Source organism: Nonomuraea rosea (assembly GCF_039539705.1).
In the GTDB taxonomy this organism is placed as follows: Bacteria; Actinomycetota; Actinomycetes; order Streptosporangiales; family Streptosporangiaceae; genus Nonomuraea; species Nonomuraea rosea.
This window is the reverse complement of sequence record NZ_BAABDQ010000018.1, coordinates 102,324-119,899: the sequence shown is the minus strand read 5'-3', so window position 1 is coordinate 119,899 and position 17,576 is coordinate 102,324. Positions and strand designations below refer to the sequence as shown.

General features: G+C 72.2%; 19 protein-coding genes. 8 read left to right on the top strand and 11 right to left on the bottom strand.

Features of this window, described 5'->3' with window-relative positions:
* Genes ABEA43_RS35010 through ABEA43_RS35000 form a run of 3 tightly spaced genes read right to left on the bottom strand, consistent with a single transcriptional unit; the run spans position 1 to position 3,870 of the window.
* Positions 1 to 1,065 (bottom strand): alpha/beta fold hydrolase, encoded by a 1,065-nt coding sequence (locus tag ABEA43_RS35010; RefSeq protein ID WP_345568664.1) that lies wholly within the window; start codon positions 1,063 to 1,065, stop codon positions 1 to 3.
* Positions 1,062 to 2,063, bottom strand: a complete 1,002-nt coding sequence (locus ABEA43_RS35005; RefSeq protein ID WP_345568662.1) for an NAD-dependent epimerase/dehydratase family protein — start codon at positions 2,061 to 2,063, stop codon at positions 1,062 to 1,064. Before ABEA43_RS35005 ends, ABEA43_RS35010 begins: the two co-directional genes overlap by 4 nt.
* 43 nt (positions 2,064 to 2,106) lie before the next feature.
* Positions 2,107 to 3,870 carry a fatty acid CoA ligase family protein gene (locus ABEA43_RS35000; protein ID WP_345568660.1) on the bottom strand — a complete coding sequence of 588 codons (1,764 nt, stop codon included), beginning with the start codon at positions 3,868 to 3,870 and terminating at the stop codon, positions 2,107 to 2,109.
* A 182-nt stretch (positions 3,871 to 4,052) separates the two neighbouring features.
* Between ABEA43_RS35000 and ABEA43_RS34995 the strand changes: the two genes are divergently transcribed.
* Entirely contained in the window at positions 4,053 to 4,268 is a 216-nt protein-coding gene (locus ABEA43_RS34995) for a hypothetical protein (protein ID WP_345568659.1), read from the top strand.
* A 6-nt stretch (positions 4,269 to 4,274) separates the two neighbouring features.
* Here the strand turns inward: ABEA43_RS34995 and ABEA43_RS34990 are convergent, their stop codons facing one another.
* Genes ABEA43_RS34990 through ABEA43_RS34980 form a run of 3 tightly spaced genes read right to left on the bottom strand, consistent with a single transcriptional unit; the run spans position 4,275 to position 6,139 of the window.
* Positions 4,275 to 4,655 (bottom strand): hypothetical protein, encoded by a 381-nt coding sequence (locus tag ABEA43_RS34990; RefSeq protein WP_345568658.1) that lies wholly within the window; start codon positions 4,653 to 4,655, stop codon positions 4,275 to 4,277.
* 15 nt (positions 4,656 to 4,670) lie between these two features.
* On the bottom strand, positions 4,671 to 5,897 hold the full coding sequence (locus ABEA43_RS34985) for a beta-ketoacyl-[acyl-carrier-protein] synthase family protein (protein WP_345568656.1): 1,227 nt from the start codon (positions 5,895 to 5,897) through the stop codon (positions 4,671 to 4,673).
* Positions 5,897 to 6,139 carry a phosphopantetheine-binding protein gene (locus ABEA43_RS34980; RefSeq protein WP_345568654.1) on the bottom strand — a complete coding sequence of 81 codons (243 nt, stop codon included), beginning with the start codon at positions 6,137 to 6,139 and terminating at the stop codon, positions 5,897 to 5,899. The genes ABEA43_RS34985 and ABEA43_RS34980 overlap by 1 nt, the downstream gene beginning before the upstream one ends.
* Before the next feature lie 207 nt (positions 6,140 to 6,346).
* Between ABEA43_RS34980 and ABEA43_RS34975 the strand changes: the two genes are divergently transcribed.
* From ABEA43_RS34975 to ABEA43_RS34960, 4 genes are all read left to right on the top strand, one after another.
* On the top strand, positions 6,347 to 6,913 hold the full coding sequence (locus ABEA43_RS34975) for a hypothetical protein (RefSeq protein ID WP_345568653.1): 567 nt from the start codon (positions 6,347 to 6,349) through the stop codon (positions 6,911 to 6,913).
* A 91-nt stretch (positions 6,914 to 7,004) separates the two neighbouring features.
* On the top strand, positions 7,005 to 7,466 hold the full coding sequence (locus ABEA43_RS34970) for a GbsR/MarR family transcriptional regulator (RefSeq protein WP_345568652.1): 462 nt from the start codon (positions 7,005 to 7,007) through the stop codon (positions 7,464 to 7,466).
* Between the two features lie 38 nt (positions 7,467 to 7,504).
* Positions 7,505 to 8,710 carry a cytochrome P450 gene (locus tag ABEA43_RS34965; protein WP_345568651.1) on the top strand — a complete coding sequence of 402 codons (1,206 nt, stop codon included), beginning with the start codon at positions 7,505 to 7,507 and terminating at the stop codon, positions 8,708 to 8,710.
* 105 nt (positions 8,711 to 8,815) lie between these two features.
* Positions 8,816 to 10,099 (top strand): DUF3500 domain-containing protein, encoded by a 1,284-nt coding sequence (locus ABEA43_RS34960; RefSeq protein ID WP_345568649.1) that lies wholly within the window; start codon positions 8,816 to 8,818, stop codon positions 10,097 to 10,099.
* 10 nt (positions 10,100 to 10,109) lie between these two features.
* On the opposite strand, the gene ABEA43_RS34955 is transcribed toward ABEA43_RS34960, so the two are convergent.
* Positions 10,110 to 11,318, bottom strand: coding sequence for a cytochrome P450 (locus tag ABEA43_RS34955; RefSeq protein ID WP_345568648.1), 1,209 nt, complete (start codon positions 11,316 to 11,318; stop codon positions 10,110 to 10,112).
* Complete coding sequence (locus ABEA43_RS34950) at positions 11,315 to 12,001, bottom strand: TetR/AcrR family transcriptional regulator (protein WP_345568646.1); 687 nt, start codon at positions 11,999 to 12,001, stop codon at positions 11,315 to 11,317. The genes ABEA43_RS34955 and ABEA43_RS34950 overlap by 4 nt, the downstream gene beginning before the upstream one ends.
* A 341-nt stretch (positions 12,002 to 12,342) precedes the next feature.
* On the opposite strand from ABEA43_RS34950, the gene rox reads away from it, so the two are divergent.
* The gene (rox, locus tag ABEA43_RS34945; protein ID WP_345568850.1) at positions 12,343 to 13,767 is read left to right on the top strand and encodes a rifampin monooxygenase; all 1,425 of its coding nucleotides are present in this window, start codon (positions 12,343 to 12,345) and stop codon (positions 13,765 to 13,767) included.
* Positions 13,768 to 13,897: 130 nt separating this feature from the next.
* Here the strand turns inward: rox and ABEA43_RS34940 are convergent, their stop codons facing one another.
* Both ABEA43_RS34940 and ABEA43_RS34935 read right to left on the bottom strand, forming a co-directional pair.
* Positions 13,898 to 14,026, bottom strand: coding sequence for a hypothetical protein (locus ABEA43_RS34940; RefSeq protein WP_345568644.1), 129 nt, complete (start codon positions 14,024 to 14,026; stop codon positions 13,898 to 13,900).
* A 90-nt stretch (positions 14,027 to 14,116) separates the two neighbouring features.
* Complete coding sequence (locus tag ABEA43_RS34935) at positions 14,117 to 15,055, bottom strand: SDR family NAD(P)-dependent oxidoreductase (protein ID WP_345568643.1); 939 nt, start codon at positions 15,053 to 15,055, stop codon at positions 14,117 to 14,119.
* A gap of 102 nt (positions 15,056 to 15,157) precedes the next feature.
* Between ABEA43_RS34935 and ABEA43_RS34930 the strand changes: the two genes are divergently transcribed.
* Positions 15,158 to 16,003 carry a helix-turn-helix transcriptional regulator gene (locus tag ABEA43_RS34930; protein WP_345568642.1) on the top strand — a complete coding sequence of 282 codons (846 nt, stop codon included), beginning with the start codon at positions 15,158 to 15,160 and terminating at the stop codon, positions 16,001 to 16,003.
* On the opposite strand, the gene ABEA43_RS34925 is transcribed toward ABEA43_RS34930, so the two are convergent.
* Positions 15,985 to 16,887 (bottom strand): ketopantoate reductase family protein, encoded by a 903-nt coding sequence (locus ABEA43_RS34925; RefSeq protein WP_345568641.1) that lies wholly within the window; start codon positions 16,885 to 16,887, stop codon positions 15,985 to 15,987. The two genes, ABEA43_RS34930 and ABEA43_RS34925, sit on opposite strands and share 19 nt — an antisense overlap.
* Before the next feature lie 55 nt (positions 16,888 to 16,942).
* On the opposite strand from ABEA43_RS34925, the gene ABEA43_RS34920 reads away from it, so the two are divergent.
* A complete protein-coding gene (locus ABEA43_RS34920; RefSeq protein ID WP_345568639.1) occupies positions 16,943 to 17,572 on the top strand; it encodes a TetR/AcrR family transcriptional regulator in 630 nt (209 codons plus the stop codon).
* Positions 17,573 to 17,576: the final 4 nt, after the last annotated feature.

Genomic DNA, 17,576 nt, shown 5'->3' with positions numbered 1-17,576 from the left:
TCAGGGGCGCAGGAAGTCCGCGATGGCGGGCACCAGCCGCTCGTGGGCGTCCTCCAGCACGTAGTGTCCGGCGTCGCGGTAGGCGTGCACCTGTGCGGCGGGGAAGCGGCGCCGCCACTCGGCGAGCATGGCGGGATCCAGGACGGGGTCGCGCAGGCCCCAGCCGATCAGGACCGGCCGGTCGGCGAACCCGCCCAGGCACTCCCCGGTCCGCCGCAGCTCCGCCCAGGCGCGGTCGGCGGGCCCGAGCGGAATGTCCTGCACGAACCGCTGAACCGCCAGCCGATGCCCGGCCCTCGCCCCAGCCCGGTCTTGGGGCCGGTCTTCGGGCCGGTCTTCGGGCCGGTCTTCGGGCCGGTCTTCGGGCCGGTCTTCGGGCCGGTCTTCGGGCCGGTCTTCGGCGCGGCTGCCGGCCCTCGCCTCGGTCCGGTCGTCGGTGAAGCCGCCGGTGTGGCCGTCCGGGGACAGGAATGCCGCGCGGACGTCGGCGGGCAGGCGACGGCGCACGCCGAAGGGCGGCAGCGTGGCGACGCGGGCGAAGGCGTGGTGCCGCAGGAACAGGCGCGTCCCCAGGCGGGTCTCGCGCAACAGCCAGAACGGCAGCCGCAGCGCGGGCCTGACCCGGTCGCCGTGCGGGTTGGGAAAGGCGGCGGTGTTCAGCACCACCAGGCGGGCGACGCGTTCGGGGTGGCGCCGGGCCCAGGCCATGCCGATCGGGCCGCCCCAGTCGTGCATCACCAGGGTCCAGCCGTGCTCCGGAGCCCGGCCGGTGTCGATGAGGTGGCCGGTGAGCGCGTCCAGGTCGTCGACGCGGGAGCCGAGCGTGAAGGCGTAACGGTCCTCGCCCGGCTTGTCCGAACGGCCCATGCCGATGTGGTCCGGGGCGATGCAGCGGTGCTCGCCGCGCAACGCGAGGATCAGCCGGCGCCACAGGTAGCTCCATGACGGGTTGCCGTGCAGCATCAGCACGGGTGCGCCCGCGCCTTCGTCCACGTAGTGCTGGCTCAGCCCGTCCCGGGTGAACCAGCGGGGACGGAACGGGTATCCGGGCAGCTGGCCGGTCATGGCAGCCGTGCCTCCTGTCGCTCGGTGAGGTGGGCGGCGAGCCTGGCCAGGCCGTCCGCCATGCGGACGCGCGGCACGTACCCCAGGTCGCGGCGGGCCGCCGACAGGTCGAACCAGTGGCTGGTCGTGGCCTGCCGGACGGCGAGCCGGGTGAACGGCGGCGTCGTCCCGGTGACTCGGCAACCGGCCTCCAGCACGCAGGCCGCCAGGTAGGCCAGCCGCGCGGGGGCCCGCCGGGTCACGGGCGGCAGCCCGGCCGCGCCGAGCAGGCCGTTGACCCACTCCGCCAGGCCGCACGGCTCGTCCTGGCCGATGAAGTACGCGCGGCCCGCCACGTTCGCGCCCGGGGCCAGCCGGTCCAGCGCCAGCAGGCAGGCCTCGGCGGCGTTGTCGATGTAGACGGTGTCGATGCGTTTGCCCGGCGCGCTGGGCAGCACGAGCGTGCCGCGCCGCGCCCTTGCGGCGAACCGCGGCAGGAAGTGCGGATCCCCCGGCCCCCAGATGAGATGGGGGCGCAGGGCGACGGTGGCCAGGCGGTCGCCGTTCGCGGCCAGCACGAGACGCTCCGCGGCCGCCTTGGTGGCGGGGTAGCAGGCCAGGAAACGGCGGGCGTACGGGACGGACTCGTCCACGCCCTCCAGGTCGCGGCCGTCGTGCACGACGCTGGGCGAGGAGGCGTGCACGAGCCGGCCGACGCCCGCGCGTACGCAGGCGTCCAGCACGTTGGCCGTGCCGTCCACGTTGATCGTCCGGTAGTCGCGGGCGGGCCCCCACAGCCCGGCCAGGGCCGCGCAGTGGACCACGGCGTCGCATCCGGCCGCCGCCTCGCGCACGGCCCGCGCGTCGCGCAGGTCGCCGGTGATCTGGACGACGCCGTACGCGTCCAGCGCCGGGTAGCGGCCGCGGTTCAGCGTACGGACCTCGTCACCGCGTGCGGACAGCTGCCGGCACACCGCCCCGCCCAGGAATCCCCCACCACCGGTCACCAGAGCCTTCATCGCCCACCGCCCAGGAATCCTCGGCCACCGGTCACAGGAACCCTCATCGCTCACCAGCCCCGAGCTCGCGCGCCGCCCAGCGGGCCAGCACCGCACGACGGATCTTGCTGGCGTGCCGCACGTCCATCGGAAACCCCCGATGGAACAGCACCTCGCCCAGCTCCGGGGCCAGCGCGCGGACCTGTCCGGCGATCTCGCGGCGCTCGCGCCTGGGCCGGCCGGGCTCGGGCTCCACGCACAGCACCGGCCGCTGGCCGCCCGGGGGCCCCACGCCGACCAGCGCGGTGCGGCGCACCCCCGGCAGCTCGTTGAAGATCGGCTCGACCTGGTCGGTGTAGAGGTCGCCGTCCGGGGTGCGCACGCGTTCGCTCTTCCGCCCGGCGAACCACAGCCGTCCGCTCTCGTCCTGCCAGCCCAGATCGCCCATCCGGTGCACCGCCGCGCCGTCCTCGTCGATGCGGGCGAGCCGGGTGTCCCGGGGCCGGTCGAGGTACGGGTCGCTGACGGCCGGGCCGGCCACCGTGATCTCCCCGACGGTGCCGGGCGGCACCAGCAGGTCGTCCGACCAGGCGGGGATCGGCTCGTCGGTGATCGCGATGATGCGCACCCGGTTCCCCGGCAGCGGCGCGCCCAGGCACGTGCCCGCGCCGCGCGCGGTGGCCTCGGCCGTCTCGGTCAGCCCGGCCCGGTCCGCCACGCTCACCAGCAGCGATTCCGTCGCCCCGTACACCGACCGGAGATCGGCTTCAGCGGGCAGGCAGCGCAGGGCCCGCCGCAGCACCCCTGCGGGCAGCGGCGCGCCGGCCGTGAGCACGACCCTGATCGTGTCCAGCACCTCGTTCCGGTCGGCGCAGTGGCGGGCCAGCCGGTCCAGCAACGCGGGCGCGGCGAACAGGCCGGACACCCCGTGACGTCTGATCGAGGCCGCCATGGCGGCGGGATCGGTGCGTTCGGGATGACGCAGGTTCACGCGGGGGAGCACCGCGCCGCAGCCGATGGCGGGCGCGGCCACCGCGAACGGCAGGAAGGTCGAGTAGAGGGTGCAGCCCGGTTCCAGGGAGCCGAGGAGACCCAGCAGCTCGATCTGTGCTGCCAGGTGCCGCTGCCGCAGCGGCACCCCCTTGGGCGCGCCGGTGGAGCCGGAGGTGAAGACGATCAGCGCCGGATCGTCGGCATCCGCCCGCGGCCACCGCGCCCCGGCAAGACCCCCCATCCCATCGGCCGCGCTGGAGGGCACTCCGTCGGGCGCGCTGGAGAGCGCTCCGGCAGGTGCTCCGGCGTGCGCGACGCCGGGCGATCCGACGGGCGCGACGCCGGGCGACCCGACGGGCCTCTCGGTGGACGGCCTGGTGGACAGGGCGGTGCTCAGGCGGCCGAACCACAGGGGGCGCGGCCCGACCGTGAGCCTGAGGCGGACGCTGCCGCGTCCCCAGCCGAGCACGGCCCGCGCCACCTGCGCGCGGACGACCCCGACGAACGCTCCGGGCGCGGCCTCCGCGAAGCAGGCGCTCATCGAACGCACGCCCAGCCCCGGGTCGATCAGCACCGGCACGGCCCGCAGCCGGAGCAGGGCGAAGATCAGTGCGACCAGCTCCCGTCCCGGCGGCACCATGACCGCGGTACGCGTCCCCGCCGTCAGCCCGGCCCGCGCCAGGGCGGTCGCCGTCCGGTCGATCAGCTGGTCCAGTTCCGCGTACGTCAGCGTCCTGGCCCCCCGCCGCCCGTCGATGCGGTAGGCCACGTCGTCCGGACGATCTCTGGCCCATCGCCCGGCCATCGTCGCCACGTCGAAGAGCTGGGTGCTCACCTGTGTCGTCCCCTTAGGTGTCGTAAGCCGTCCGCAGGGGGCAATTCGGACACTGGTCATTCGGTACGCGCCGCGCCGGGCGGTCAAATGTTTCACCACGCTACGTCCGGCGCGTTTTGGACAACATCCGCATGGTAACTCTCCGTAGCGAAAATGTGCCTTTACGTGAATGGAGCACGACCATGCGCCGTCTTATCGCCGTACTCGCCGTCGGAGCCGCGGCCACCGCACTTCCGATCGTCACCGCGGGACCGGCCGTCGCCACGCCGGCCCCACGGACCGTCTCGATGCTGGACTGCCTGGCCGGAGTCGGCCTGATCGTCCTGGACCCGGCCAGCCCGACCCGGCTGGCCTGCCGCTTCGGCACCTACAACGGCCGCCCGGTCGGTGGCATCTGACGGCGTCTAGCAGGGCGTGGCCTCCAGGATGGGGACGTCCTTCGGCAGCCCGGTGCTGAAGAGCTGCGTCAGGGACGGCGCCTCGGCCTTCGCCGGGACCATCGCGGCCAGGCCCTTCCCCAGGCCGGTCGCGCCGACGAAGTCCGCGAAGGCCTGGGCGAGGGCCCGTACCGGGATCCGCATGCAGAACTTGCCCAGCGCATCGGTGGCGAGGGACTCGGCGGCGGGGTCCGCGGTCGCGCTGGGCACGGGCGCAGTGCTGGGCACTGCGTTGGGCACGGGCACGGCGTTGGGCACGGCGTTGGGCGCCGCGTCGGCGGAGGCGGCGGTGGAGCCGGCCAGCAGGGCGGCGCAGATGGCGGTCGTAACCAGGGCGTACTTGTACACGGCGAGTTCCTTGTGTCAGATCGGTGCGAAGATCAGGCTGGCGTTGTGGCCGCCGAAGCCGAAGGAGTTCGACATCACCGGCCCGGGCGGCATGGAGCGAACCTTGCGCACGACGTTGATGTCGCACTTCGGGTCAGGGGTTTCCAGGTTGGCGATGGGCGGGATGGTCAGCTCGCCCATCGCCAGGACGGCGGCCACGGCCTCGATGGCGCCCGTCGCGCCGATGGCGTGACCGGTGACCCCTTTGGCGGCGGTCACCGGCACCCGTACGGAGCCGAACAACCGGCCGATCGCCTGCGCCTCGCCCAGGTCGTTGAGCCGCGTACCGGTGCCGTGCGCGCTGACGTGAGCGATCTCGTCCGCCGCCAGCCCGGCGTCGGACAGCGCCGCACGCATACAGCGATAGGCGCCCTCGCCCTGGGCGGACGGCGCGGTCAGGTGGTAGGCGTCGGAGCAGGCGCCGTAACCGGCGAGCTCGGCGTGGACGCGGGCGTCCCGGCGCAGGGCGTGCTCCAGGCTCTCCAGGATGGCGAAGGCGGCGCCCTCAGCGAGCACGAACCCATCGCGCTCCACGTCGAACGGCCGGCCGGCCCGCTCGGGCGCGTCGTTGCGCCGCGACAACGCGCCGCACCGATCGAAGGCCATCAGCACGGTCGCGGTGACGCAGGCCTCGGTCCCACCGGCGATCACCAGGTCGGCGGAGCCGTCGCGGATGAGCCGGGCTCCCGCTCCGATGGCGTCGGCGCCGGAGGCACAGGCCGTCGCCACGGACAGGCTGGGGCCCGCGGCCTGGAAGCGGATGCTGATCGCGGCGGCCGGCGCGTTGTGCATGATTTGCGGCATGTAGAGCGGGCCCGGGTTGCCGCGTCCGGGGTGGCGGCCGTCGAACAGGGTCGCCTCGGTCGTCCGCATGCCGCCGAAAGAGCTGCCCGTCACGACGGCCCGCCGTGCCGCGGGCGTCCGTACGGCTCCCGCGTCGGCCAGCGCGTCACCGGCCGCGCACACCGCCAGCCGGGCCGCCCGGTCGAGGCGGCGCACTTCCTTCGGCGTCAGGTACGTCTCCTCGTCCAGGTCAGGAACCTCGCAGGCGAACCCGACGCCGAGGCCCTCGGTGTCGAAGGAGGTGATCCGCCGGGCGGTGGAACGCCCGCTCAGCAGCGCGTTCCACAGCTCCTTCGGGTGGGCGCCGGCCGGTGTGCGCACGCCCATGCCCGTCACGGCGACCCGCCGGCGCGCGGCCATCAGACGCTTTCCAGCTCACGGGCCCGCGCGACGACGTCGCCGATGGTCTTCGCCGCGGCGAACGTCTCGCGCGGCAACGGCCCCCATACCTCCTCCAAGGAGACGTGGAGCTCGGCCAGATCGAGGCTGTCGGCGTCCAGGTCCTCCTTGAGCCGGGCGTCCAGGCCGACCCTGCTCGGATGGATCTCCATGATGCTCACGCAACGGTCGCGCACCATCGCCACGATCTCCTCATCGCTCACGTCTGATCCCTTCGTCACGGTCTTGTCACTCAGCGTCGCCGATGGCGCGATAAATGATCACTCCTGACGCGGCGTCCGCCGTTAAGAGGTTGATCAAGTTTTGTGAGTCAAGAGCCGGGCAACTCCGCGGTTCGCGTGGCGCCGATCGTCCCCTTCGTCCCTAACGTGAGCAGCACCCGGCGACCGCCGCCACGTCAAGGAGATGACATGCCCGTATCCCGCCTGCACGCGCCGCTCGTGACCGCAGCCACCGGCCTGGCGATCGCCGCCGCGGCCGTCCTGCCGGCGGCCGCCGCCCACGCGGAGCAGACCCTGCTCACGTGCCAGGTCTCCACCACGTCCCAGCGGCCGCTGACGTTCAGCCCGCCGGTGGGCTTCCTCCCCCGTACGGTCACCGCGCAGGCCACCCTGGAGCTCTCCGGCTGCACCGGCACGGGACCGTCGGCGTCCGGCCTGCGCTCCGGCCTGCTGACCGCGCAGGGCACCGGCCGCGCCTCCTGCAGCGGCGTACAGGACATCAAGGGCAAGGGCCGGATCGTCTGGTTCGGCCAGGACGGCAGCCGCGCGGGCGTCTCCACCCTGCGCCCCTCCCCCGCCCGTGTCCAGACCTACAACCCCGGCGACATGCTGCTCAGCGGCCAGATCTCCAAAGGCCCGCTGGCCGGGTCCCGCACGACCGGCACGGCCACCCCGACCTCCAACATCAGCATCTGCGCCACCAAGGGCCTGAGCACGGTGTACGGCAGCGGCAAGATCACCTTCCTGGGCGCCTGACTCCAGCCCGCACGGGCCCTTCACGCGCGCCGGACGCGGGCGTACACTTCGTAAAGTACGTACTTGACGTCTCAGTACGAAATTGGTGCAAGTGAATCTTCCGGAGACCGAGTTCGTCGACCGCATGGGGCTGATCATGGAGCGCCTGGGCGGGACGCGCACGATGGGCCGCCTGTACGCGTGGCTCATGATCTGCGACCCGCCCGAGCAGTCCCTCACCGACCTGGCGAGCAAGCTGGGCGTGAGCAAGACCGCGGTCAGCACGGTCGCCAGGCAGCTGGAGCTGAGCGGGATGGCCGAACGCGTTCCCGCCGCCACCCGCGAGCACCGCTACCGCATGGTCGGCGGCGGGTGGGACCAGATCATGCGGGGCCGGCTGGCCATCGTCAGGCAGAGCCTCGACACGCTCGACTTCGGGCTGTCGATCCTCGGCGACGACCAGCCCGGCCAGCGCGACCGGCTGTCGGACACCCGGAAGTTCTTCGCCTTCGTCCTGCAGGACTCGGACGAGATGTTCGAGCGCTGGAAGGAGTATCGCGAGAAGCCGTCCTGACGTACATCAGCAGAGGGACCTTCAACCAAGGAGAGGCGATGTCCGACATCGTCGAACGGTACGACATTCCCCAACAGCACTTCTGGCTGCACGGGCCCCGATTGGGCCCGGCGGTCGAGTTCGACGCCCAGACCGGGCTGTGGGGCGTCTACGGTTACCCGGAGCTGCACGAGGTTCTCAGCGACCCCGCGACGTACTCCTCCGACACCATGCGCGTGGTTCCCAAGGAGCTGCGGCCCAGCGAGGACGACTTCTCGCTGCGGGGCTTCATCACGCAGATCGACCCGCCTGAGCACGGCAAGCTACGCAAACTGGTCAGCAGCGCGTTCACCCGCAAGGTCGTGGCGGATCTCGAACCGAGGATCGCCGAGCTCACCCACGAGCTGCTCGACGCGGCGCGCGAGCAGGACGGGTTCGAGCTCGTACGCGATCTGGCCTATCCGCTGCCGGTCATCGTCATCGCCGAGCTGCTCGGGGTGCCCAGCGGCGACCGGGCCCTGTTCAAGCGGTGGGCCGACGCGCTGTTCCAGCAGGACGCCCCGGTCTCGCTCAACCGGTCCGCCGAGGAGCGCAGCGCGGAGCTCGAAGCCACGATGAAGCCGTGGAAGGAGATGTCCGACTATCTCGCCGCACACGCCGCCGAACGCCGCCGGCAGCCGCGCGCCGACCTGCTCACCAGGCTGGTGGAGGCCGAGGTGGACGGCGAGCACCTGCCGGACGAGCAGGTGGTCAACTTCGCGATCCTCCTCCTGCTCGCGGGCCACATCACCACGACGATGCTGCTCGGCAACACGGTCCTGTGCCTGGACGCCTTCCCCGAGCAGCAGGACCGGGTACGCGCCGACCGCTCCACGATCCCGGCCGTCATCGAGGAGTCCATCCGGTTCATGACGCCGTTCGCCCTCCTCGGCCGTGCCACCACCCGCGAGGCCGAGCTCGGCGGCGTGACGATCCCGGCCGACCAGATGGTCATGGTCTGGCTCGCGGCGGCCAACCGGGATCCGCGCCAGTTCCCCCACCCCGACGTCTTCGACCCCAGCCGCGATCCCAATCCGCACCTGGGCTTCGGCCGCGGCATCCACTTCTGCCTGGGCGCGCCCTTGGCCCGGCTGGAGGGACGGATCGCGCTCGGCGTCCTGCTCGACCGGTTCGGCTCCCTGCGCACCGACCCGGAGGACCCCGTGCAGTTCATCCCCGCACCGTCCCTGACAGGAGTGCGCCGCCTTCCGCTCATGCGGGGCTGATGCCGGACGACCGGCCCGCTTTCCGGGCCGGTCGGACACGGTCTCATCGGCTGTTCACAGGAACCCTTCACGGATTCCTCAGGTCCGTCGGCGACATTGGGCCACATGCACGGACACACACCCCGAACTCCCGAGGTCGAGCGCACGCGCCGCTGGTTCATGAACAGGGCGCTGCTGCTCGGCGGGGCCGCCGCGGTGGCGGCCATGACCGGTTGCTCGTCCGGCTCGTCCACCTCCTCCTCGCCCACCGCCGCCCCGAGTGGGCGGCCGTCCGGGCCTCCCGGCGGCATGGGCCCGGGGGCGAGCGAGGTCACGTACGCGGACTTCGTCGGCGTCACCACCGACGGCAAGATCGTCGAGGACCTGTACGCGGTGCACTCCACCGGCGTCTCCACCGCCGCCGTGGTCAAGGCCGCGCAGGCGCTCCTGGCCGGGCTCTCCGCGCAGCAGCGCCAGGACACCGTGTTCGACGTGCGGGACGACGAGTGGCTGGCCTGGAGCAACGTCGACGGCTACGACCGCAAGGGCGTCCGGATGGGCGACCTGACGACCGGCCAGCGCGAGCTGGGCCACACACTGCTGGGTGCGGCCCTGTCCGCCGAAGGGCTCACGCAGACCCGCAACATCATGAAGCTGAACGCGTTCCTCGGCGACTACAGCGGCGGCGGCCGGGAGACCCTCACCGAGGGGCACTACTTCTTCACCGTCATGGGCACGCCGTCGGCCACCAAGCCCTGGGGCTTCCAGTACGAGGGCCACCACGTGGCCATCAACTACTTCGTCCTGGGTGACCAGGTCGTCATGACGCCGACGTTCATGGGCTCGGAGCCGACCTCGGCCACGTACCGGGGCGAGCAGATCACCACCTTCGCCAAGGAGACCCAGGCCGGGCTGGCGCTGCTGCGCGCCCTGACCGACGCGCAGCGCGCCAAGGTGATCTCCACGACGGAGAAGAAGAGCGGCGTCAACATGAAGGCCGGCGCGGGCGCCGACAACCTCAAGCTGCCCTACCAGGGCCTGCCCGGCTCCGAGCTCACCGCCGGGCAGCGGCAGAAGCTCCTCGACCTGGTACGCGTCTACGTCGGCCACCTGGCCGCCGGGCACGCGGAGGTGAAGATGAAGGAGGTGGAGCGGCACCTGGACGAGACCCGCTTCTTCTGGCTCGGCGAGAGCGCCGACGACTCCGCGTTCTACTACCGCGTCCACAGCCCGGTGCTGCTCATCGAGTACGACGCCCAGTCCCCGCTCGCCTACGGCACCAAGTCAGGCGGCATGGGCGGGCCGGGCGGGGAGCCGACGCAGCAGCACATCCACACGATCGTGCGCACCCCCAACGGCAACGACTACGGCGTGGACCTGCTGAAACTCCATCTGGACAACGACCACTGAGACGCGCGGGCTACCAGGTGACGGGGAGCTCGTACACGCCGTAGACCTGCCCGTCGTGCTTGAACGGGATCCGCTCCAGCTCCGTCGCCAGGCGCAGGCCGGGGATGCGCTTGTAGAGGGTGCTGTAGGCCACCTGCAGCTCCATCCGCGCCAGCGGCTGGCCGAGGCACTGGTGCACGCCGAACCCGAAGGCCACGTGGCGGCGGGCGTCGCGGCGGATGTCCAGCTCGTCGGGGTCGGGGAAGGTCTCCGGGTCACGGTTGGCGATGTCGTTGGGCATGATGATGCCCTCCCCCTCCCGGATGACCTGGCCGGCGATCTCGATGTCCGCCAGGGCCACCCGGCGGCGTCCGCTGTGGGTGATGTTGAGGTAGCGCAGCAGCTCCTCCACCGCGCCGGCGACCAGCGCCGGGTCGTCACTGTCGCGCAGCAGGGCGAGCTGGCCGGGGTTCTGCAGCAGGGCGAGGGTGCCCAGGGCGATCATGTTGGCGGTGGTCTCGTGCCCGGCGATCAGCAGCAGCACGCCCATCCGCGCCGCCCCCTCACGGGTCAGCTCGCCGGTCTTGACCCGCTCGGCCACCTTGGACAGCAGGTCGTCGGCCGGATCGGCGAGCTTCTCCCCCACCAGCCGGTCCAGGTATTCGGCCAGCCGGCCGCCGGCCGCGGCGCGGTCCTCCGGGCTGGCGTCCCGCTTGATGATGGTCTTGCTGTTGTCCTGGAAGAAGCCGTGGTCGGCGTACGGGACGCCGAGCAGCTCGCAGATCACCAGCGACGGCACCGGCAGCGCGAACGCCTCCACCAGGTCCACCGGCTTCGGCCCGGCCAGCAGGTCGTCGATCAGGTCGTCCACGATCTGCTGCACGGCCGGGCGCATCGACTCCACCCGCCGGACCGTGAACGGGGCCTGCACCATCCGGCGCAGCCGGTGGTGCTCGGGGTCGTCCATCAGGATGAAGCTGACGACGTCTCCGGTGAACGGGCCCTGGATCGGGTAGCCGGGGCGGGTGGCGTCGGAGCTGACGCGGGGGTCGGCGAGCAGGGCGCGCTGCTCGTCGTAACGGGTCACCAGCCACGGGGTGGCGCCGTCCCAGAGCCGCACCCTGGCCAGCGGGCCCTCCTTCTGGAGTGCGTGCAGGCTCGGCGGCGGGTCGAACGGGCAGCCCGCCGCCCTGGTGCCGGGGAACTGCTGGAGTCCGGCGGGGTCGAGCGTCTCGGTCATGGGCTTGCGTCCTTCCGGGAAATGGCGATCAGGTCCGGCTCCGGTGTCTCCGGGGTCACGGGCGCCGTCCACACCGCGACGACGGCGTCGATCAGGCCGGTCGCGGCGGCGTGCCAGGTGGCCCGTGGCGTCGGCCGGCCCTCGGCCAGCGCCTGTTCGCGTTCGGCGCAGGTGTGCATCATCAGGTGGCTGGTCATGTCCTTGCGCTCGGCGCGTACCGGCATCGGCAGGTCGGGCAGGCAGCGGTTGAGCCCGTCCAGGATCTGTACGAGCGCCGGCGAGGTGAGCGCGTCGTCGATCAGGATGTCGCGCATGGCCGGATCGGTCATCACCTGGGCGGCGAAGCGGGCGAACCAGCTCGGGGTCTCCATGACGGCCAGGTGCTCGGTGACCGGCCGGACCAGGCAGGCCACCCAGTCGCGCACCTCGTCCGATCCCCTGGCCCCGGCCAGCATCCGCTCGCGGTCGTGCTCGATCCGCGCGGCGTGCTTGCGCACGATGGCGCGTACCAGGTCGGCCTTGGTGCCGAAGTGGTAGCCGACCGCGGTGTTGTTGCCCTGACCGGCGGCTTCGCTGACCTGGCGGTTGGACACCGCGTACACGCCGTGCTCGGCGAACAGCCGCTCGGCGGCCGTCAGGATCTGCTCGCGGGTCGCGCTGGCCCGCTCACCCCGCCCGGTCATCGCCACCGCCTCCGTCCGAACCGTCTGCCACGCTCACAGTTAACGCCTGTTGTCAGATTAAGTCAAGCGCTTGAATTACCTGTACTGGCCGTCAAAAAGGGTTGGACGGGATGATGCCCGGGCTTGTACCTTCCTGTTGACCGTGACACCGCCTGAGGAGGTGAGCCCCATGAACATGTATCGACGTGGGTGCTCCCCCTTCCCGTCACGGCCGGGCGATTGACGTAGGTGTCGCCGGGAGCGCCGCACCAACAAGGCACTCCCGAAAGGCAACACCTATGCATTCTCAGCAGGTCCCCGCCGAGCCGCCGTCGAACGACAGGGCCGATCGCGCGCCCCACATGTTCGATGTGATCATCGCCGGGTGCGGGCCGACCGGTGCGATGCTGGCCGCCGAACTGCGGCTGCACGATGTGCGGGTACTCGTCCTGGAGAAGGAAACCGAGCCCGTGTCGTTCGTCCGCATAGTCAGTCTGCATATTCGCAGTCTCGAGCTGATGGCGATGCGCGGACTGCTGGATCGCCTTCTCCAGCACGGACGACAGCGTCCGGCCGCCGGGTTCTTCGCCGCCATCTACAAACCCGCGCCCAAGGGCCTGGATTCCGCGCACGCCTATCTGCTGGGCATCCCGCAGCCGGTCATCGTTCGCCTGCTCGAAGAACATGCGATCGCCATGGGCGCGCAGGTCCGGCGCGGTTGCGCGGTCGCCGGTTTCGAGCAGGACGACGAGGGTGTGACCGTCGAGCTGGCCGACGGGGAACAGCTGCGTTCGCGCTACCTCGTCGGCTGCGACGGCGGGCGCAGTACGGTGCGCAAACTGCTCGGCGTCGGCTTCCCCGGCGAGCCCTCACGGACCGAGACGCTGATGGGCGAGATGGAAGTGGGCATGCCGCAGGCGGAGATCGCCGCCAGGGCGACCGAGATCCGCGAGCCCCATCGGCCGTTCTGGCTCCGGCCCTTCGGCGAAGGGGTCTACAGCGTCGTGGTCCCCGCCGCGGGAGTCAGCGACCGCGCCGAACCGCCCACCCTGGAGGATTTCAAACAACAGCTGCGCGCCGTCGCCGGAACCGATTTCGGCGTGCACTCCCCGCGCTGGCTGTCCCGCTTCGGGGATGCCACCCGGCTGGCCGACCGTTATCGGGTCGGGCGGGTGCTGCTGGCCGGCGACGCGGCGCACATCCACCCACCCACCGGCGGCCAGGGCCTCAACCTGGGCGTTCAGGACGCATTCAACCTCGGCTGGAAACTGGCCGCACAGATCCGCGGCTGGGCCCCGGAGACGCTGCTGGACACCTACCAGGCCGAACGTCATCCGGTCGCCGAGGACGTGCTGGACAACACCCGCGCCCAGATGGAACTGTCGTCCCCCGAGCCGGGCCCGCAGGCCGTGCGCAGGCTGCTCACCGAACTGATGGACTTCGACGAGGTGAACCGCCGTCTGATCGAGAAGATCACCGCGATCGACATCCGCTACGACCTCGGCGAAGGCCCCGACCTGCTCGGCCGCCGCCTGCGCGACATCGACGTGAAACAGGGCAGCCTCTACGGTCTGCTGCACCGCGGCCGCGGCCTGCTGCTGGACCGCACCGAACGCCTGACCGCCGGCGGCTGGTCAGACCGGGTCGATCACCTCGCGGATCCCACTGCGGCACTGGACGTCCCGTGCGTCCTGCTCCGCCCCGACGGCCACGTCGCCTGGATCGGCGACGATCAGCAGGACCTGGACGACCACCTCTCCCGCTGGTTCGGCAAGCCCGCCAACTGATTACCGCTGTCGGCAAGAGCCGGGAGTCCTCGTCGGACCTCCACCGCCCGCCGGCATGGCGGAAAATGGCCATGCCGGCGGGCGGTAGCCAGTCGTGCTGCCCGAGTCTCGCCCAGGACCACGCCGGTCATCAGGCGGCCCGCCGGCGCAGGACCAGCCCCGCGGCGCCGGCCAGGGTCGCCGCGGCGGTGCAGATCATCAAGGTGCAGGCCTCCGCGATGGGCAGGTCAGCGTTGCCGCCGGCGACCGGCTGGGCCACCCCACCATCTTGCTTCGCCGGCGGCGGGCGCGCGACTGGACTGGGCGAACATGCTCGTCCGGGGCAGATGGGCGGCCCGGGTGGTACGTCCTAATGCGACGCGCCCGCGCGTTCCAGCAGCTCGGTGGTCGCCTCCCACAGGCGCCGCTCCCGCTCGCGGTCGTGGGCGACCGGGAGCGGCTCGGTCAGCTTGGTCTTCACCACGAACGCGCCCTCGCGCAAGTCCGCCCACTTGTCGTCGAGGGCCAGCGCCGCCAGCAGTGGCCCCGAGCGTTGCGGCGTCGACACGCCGGGGACGCGGCCCAAGGCGCGGCTCATCGCCTGGACCGCCTCGGGGGCGCCGCGGCCCAGCGCGGTGCCGGGCATCCATCCCGGTTCGAACACCGACACGCCGATCCCGGCGCCGGCGCGACGCTGCAGCTCATGGGCGTAGTACAGGATCGCCAGCTTGGCGTTGGAGTACGCGACGCCGGACGCGGTCATGCCCGGCCCCTGCTCACCGGTGGCCGGGCGGGCGAGCTCGACGGGATCGGCCCACCTGGCCTCGGCCACGCCCAGCAGCTTGCGCCAGAAGTTGGCGTAATAGGTGTTCGAGCCGAGCAGCACGACCCGCGCCGGGGCGGTGAACGAGCCGAGCAGGTCGCCGATGAGCTGGGCGTGGGCGAGGTAGTTGACGGCGAAAGTCAGCTCGTAGCCGTCGGGCGAGGCCCGCCGGGTGTCGGCCGACATGGTGCCGGCGTTGGCGACCAGCGCGCGCAGCGGCCGTACGGTGCCGGCGGCGAGCAGGGCGCGCACGGTCGCCGCGGCGGTACGGACGTCGGCCAGGCGTGACAGGTCGCAGCCGATCTCGCGGACCTCGGCGCCGCGCGCGCGGGCCTCGTCGGCGACCGCCGTCAGGTCCCGCCCGGCGCGGCCGACCAGCAGCAGGTCGGGTCGCCGCCCGTCCGGGCGGTCGGCCATGGCCAGCACGGCGTGCCGGCCCAGGTTGCGGGTCGGGCCGGTGATCAGCACGGTTCCAGGTTCGGTCATGGCCCCAGCCTGCGGGAACGGGCGGGCCGCAGGCAGTCGTCCGGTTGTCGTAGGACTGCCAGGGCCAGGACAACCCGTGCGGGCTCGCGCAGAATGGAGAGCGTGGAAACGTGGGAGTTCGGCCGGACGGTGCGCCGCTGGCGCGACCGGGTGGCGCCCGAGGCCGTCGGTGTGCAGGCAGGCCGCCGGCGCCGGGCCAGCGGGTTGCGCCGCGAGGAGCTGGCCGCGCTCGCCGGCATCTCGGCCGACTACCTGACCCGCCTTGAGCAGGGGCGCGCGACCGCGCCGTCGGCGCAGGTGGTGGAGTCGCTGGCCCGGGCGCTGCGCGTGTCCGACACCGAACGCGACCTGCTCTACCGGCTGGCCGGGCACGCCGCGCCCGGCCCGGACATCGTGCCGTCGTGGGTCACCCCGAGCGTGCAACGGCTGCTCGACCGGCTGTCGCACACCCCGGTCGTCGTGTACGACGCCAGTTGGACACTCGTGCTGGCCAACGAGCCCTACGACGCGCTCATGGGCGAGACGACCACCTGGCGCGGCCTGGAACGCAACGCCGTCTGGCGCAACGTCGCCCGCCTGCCCTCGCGGGTCGTGCACACCCCGCAGGAGCAGGCCGAGCACGAAGCCCGGCTCGTGGCCGACCTGCGCATGACGGCCTCGCGCTACCCTTCCGACCGCACCCTGCGACGCTTGATCGCCGACCTGACCTCCGGCAGCCCGCGCTTCGCCGAGCTCTGGGACGCCGAGACACCACCGCCCCTGACCGACATGTCCCGGCAGAAGACCATCGACCACCCGGCGGTCGGCCCGATCACCCTCGACTGCGACACGCTGCTGGTCGCCCTGGACGACCTGCGCATCACCGTCTACACCGCCGAGCCCGGCACCGAGGACGCCGACCGCCTGGCCCTCGCCATCGTCCTGGGCACTCAGTCACTCCGGCTCTGACCACGATCCGGCCGAGGAGGCACAGCCGCCTGTCGCAGTTGTCCGGCCAGCCGCTCGAGCTCGGCCGTCACCGCGGGCGCGGCGCTGTTGAGCCCGCTGTGCGCGGCCGTCGGGCCCCGCAAGAAGCGCCGCAGCACGGCCACGAGCAGCCCTTCCGGCAGCGTCCGCAACGCGACGAACGCGCGCGGGACCGGCGGCGCCGGCATGGCCGCCAGGTTCTGCCGCATGAGGCGGATCATGCCGCGGACCGCGTCCGGATCGCCGGCCAGCGCCACCGGGCCGCCCGCCGCGTGCACCGCCTGCCCGAGTGGCACCTCGAACGCGGCGTGGGTCTTGAGCCAGGCATCCATCCGCGGCTCGGCCTTCGCGTTGAGCCCGGCGGCGCGGAACTCCCGCACGATCCGTTCCAGTCGCGGGGTGGTACGGCCACCGGGCTCGCCGATCGGCATCGTGACCAGGCGGGTCATGAGGCTGGTCGCGCGGTGGCGGACCACGTCGCCGTCCATCGTGCCGCCGGCCGTGGGGAAGCCGAGCAGCACCCGCTCGTGACCGATCACCGCGCCCAGCGGCTCCGCGCCGGCCGCCCAGTTGAGCAGGAACAACACGTCGCCTTCCACGTCGGCGAGCGACTCCAGCACCGCGTCCACCTGATGGGTGCGGACGAGGACGGCGATCAGGTCGTAGCCGCCGGCCGGGCGCTCGACCACCGGCACCGGTACCCGCCTGACGGCCGGGCTGTCTTCCTCGGCGAGCCGCACGCCGTGCCGGCGCAGGGCGGCCAGGCGCTCGCCCCGGGCGAGGAGCGAGACCTCGTGCCCGGCCTCATGCATGTGGGCGGAGAACAGGCTGCCGAGAACTCCGGCGCCGTACACGAGCAGGTTCATGACAGCCGTCTTTCATACGTTCGTATTAATTCAAACGTATGTATAGTACGCACACATGGCGTCATCCGACACCCGCACCCAGATCCTCGACGCGGCCGAGCACCTCTTCGCCGAGCGCGGTTTCCGCGGCACCTCGATCCGCGCGATCACCGACCTCGCCGGAGCGAATCTGGCCGCCGTCAGGTACCACTTCGGCTCGAAGGCGGAGCTCCTGGCCGCGGTGGCCCGCCGCGTGATCGAGCCCATCAACGCCGCGCAGGGCGCCGGGCTCGACCGGCTGCTCGCCCGGACCCCGGACCCGCCGGTGGCCGAGCTGGTGGAGGCGTTCGCGGGGCCGCTGTTCGACCAGATGCCGGCCGGCGACGAGGGCGGCGCCCGGACCTCCCGGCTGATCGTGACGATCATCGTCGACCCGGCCGAGGAGATGCGCAGCTGGACCGGCCCGGCCGAGGACACGATCCGCGACCGCTACCTGGCGGCCTTCCAGCGCGCGCTGCCCAGTCTTTCCCCGGACGAGCTGTGGTTCCGGATGCGGGGGATCCTCGCCGTGACGGCCGTGGACCGCGTCGAGGTCTACAACCGGCGCCCCCCGGCCAGCCTCTCCCCGGTGGCGGGCGAGGCGGCCCGGCGCTGGGCGATCACGTTCCTGGCGGCGGCGATGAGCGCGCCACCGACCGGGACCTGACGGC